Raw genomic sequence first — 2,844 nt, forward strand, 5'->3', positions numbered from 1 at the left:
ATAAACACCTTGAGAAAGTTCAGATGTGTTTATTTGTGTTTGATTTGAATTTACTTCATCAATCATTTTGATTGTTTTTCCTAAAACATCATGAATTAGAATTGATTTAATACTTTCTGAATTATTTTGTAAATAAATATGAACAAAATCAGAAGCAGGATTTGGGACTAATACGAAATTTCCCGAATCAAATGTTGAGTTACCCAAAGCGGCAACAAATTCTGTGTTGAAAGTATTGGTGACAATGGCAGGATTATAATCAAAATAAATGTTTGCAGTATTTGGAATGACATCTCCAATAGCATATCCAGAATTTGGTTTAATTCTGTAAGTAACAAACCCATGACTTTCTATCGGATTTAATGACGTTGGAGGTAAATCTATATTATAAAAATACCAAGTCAGTTGATTATTTTCGCGTTTCAAATCATAATCATGACTTGACCCAACCATTTCTATTGAATTTGGATTCAATTTACTATCTAATAGATTTTCAATTCTAATAAATTCAGCATTGGCAGTTCCTGTATTTTCAAAAGTTATGGTGTAATATAAATAATCGTTTGTTGTAAAATTGCTATGAACAATTTCAGGACCACGAGATTCATAAATTTCATTTGGATCATACGAACCAATTACAGCTTTTGTTAAGGAATAATTGTTGTTTGTAGCATTAATATCTCCAGAAACACCTGATATACTTGAAGAAATGGTCAATAAATCACCAAGATTTACTGTTGGAATTGTGGGTGTTTGCAAATCAATACCTATAGATCTAGTTTCGTTTGGGGCTAAATTGGTGAAGTTGTAGGTAAAACCTGTAGCCGTTGAAACAGTTCCACTTTGATTTATGCTTGTTATGGTTTCTAAATTATTTTTAGTAAATGTTACTGTTCCACTCGCAATTGTTGAAGTAGAATTATTTCTATAGTATAGACCACAACCTCTTGAAAATCCAGGACGTGGATTTGAAGCATATAAATAGGTAGAAACGTCTATATAAGGCGTGATTTCTGTTACAGGAAAATAATAATAGTTTGCTCCAGAACCAGTAACAATTGTTATGTTATTGTAGCTTGTAGAACAAGAATAGTAGGAATTCAAATAAGTTGGAATTAAAAAATTTAAATCATAACTATTTGTTGGGATTATAGAAGGAATGTGCAAATCACCATTATTTGAGGAATAATAAGTTGGGGTTCCATCGTTTACAGTTTTACTAAATGTTCCATGATAGAAATTATTTTCTGTTGCATCTTTAATCCCATTTCCATTACTGTCAATGAAAGCTATAGCTGTTATATAATCACTACAAGTTCCAAATTGTGTACAATCACAAATAGAAGCAGGTGTACTCCAATTTGAAGTTTGATTTTCAGTAAAATTACAAATACTTCTAACATATACTTTATAACAATTTGGAGCTAAGTCAGTAATAACGAATGGATTTGTTGAAGCTGTTATCCAACCTGTTGTTAAACTTGTTGGAACTGGTGCATCATAGGGTAATACTAAAATATCCCATGATGTTGAGGTATTGTAATAATCATTCCAACTTATAGTTGCTGACGTACTTGTAATATTACTAACTACAGGTTGACTAGTTGGATAACAAATAGAATCAGATGGACCACAACTAACATTAGAACTCCAGCCAGAGTTAGTAACACTATTATTACTTCTAAATCTAAAAGTTAAACAACCACTTGGGCTTGATGAAGTAAATGGACCAGGAATTGTCGTTCCCCAATATCCACCAGCCAAACCTCCAGGAACATTTCCTGCACCATTTGGACTTGCTATTTGTAGATCTGTAATAGAACTTCCATTAAAAACATACAAAGCATCATTGTTAGTTTCAACATCAAAAGAAGTAAAAGTAACGGTTACAACTTCTCCAGCAATAGTTGGGCAAATTGTTACAGTATTATTAGAATTATTAAAATAATTTGAAGTTGCTCCTCCATTATCAACAAAATTTCCACCACAAACAGGAGGAGCAAATGTTGTAGTGAAATTTTGTGGTCCAGCCCAATCCGTGACTATTCCACTACTACAAATCGCTCTTACATAATATTTGTAAGCTGTTTCTGGTGTTAAACCAGTAGCTATATAAGGCAACGGTCCACTATATATTATTCCTGTTCCTGTTGGAGTATCTGCTATCGGTACAATTTCTATTTCCCATGATGTTGATCCACTTGGATTTACCCAACTTAGTGAAGCACTATTTGACAAAATTCCAGTAACGGTTAAAGTTGTTGGTGTGTCACAAGAAGCTGATTCTATATTTACATCATCAAGTAGCCATCTATCACCTTCAAGTGATGCAGTATTTTGCGTATGTTTTCTAACAAAAGCTATATATACTTGTGTTCCAACTAATGAAGAAGGAAGAGATAAAAATTTTTCTTCATATATATTAAAAGTACTAGAAAGTTGGTTTTCTGTATATTCTGCAAGTAGCGTAGTATAATTTGCAGGAATTGATGGATTTAATGTGCCTGGACATAATTTTATTTGATAAATAGTTCCATTATTTCCTAGTGAAAATGTTCTACTTGAAAATCTTAGAACAGGATTTGGTGGAATTGAAACTAGTGGAGTAGCTAAATAATCTTCGGAGGTATTTCCAATGCCAATATTTTCTCTATTGATGTAGGCAGCATTTAAACCTGATTTAACTAATGGAGGTGTTGCAACTTGATTCTTGATTTCCCAACGCTGACCTAAACCAACACCGTTATCAAAAACCGTCCATTGATTTCCTGATATTCCTGTTCCAAGCGTCCATGGAGTTGGTGTTGTAGGTGATGGTAGGTTAGGTCCAGTTGTATTCTCAAA

The 2,844-nt window shown here is 32.8% G+C and carries 1 protein-coding gene; it reads right to left on the reverse strand.

Going from position 1 to position 2,844, the window contains the following annotated elements; all coding sequences use genetic code 11:
• On the reverse strand, positions 1-2,844 hold a 2,844-nt coding region (locus Q0049_RS09735; RefSeq protein WP_298119210.1), incomplete at both ends, for a choice-of-anchor J domain-containing protein.

The organism is Flavobacterium sp., from assembly GCF_027484205.1.
GTDB lineage: Bacteria > Bacteroidota > Bacteroidia > Flavobacteriales > Flavobacteriaceae > Flavobacterium.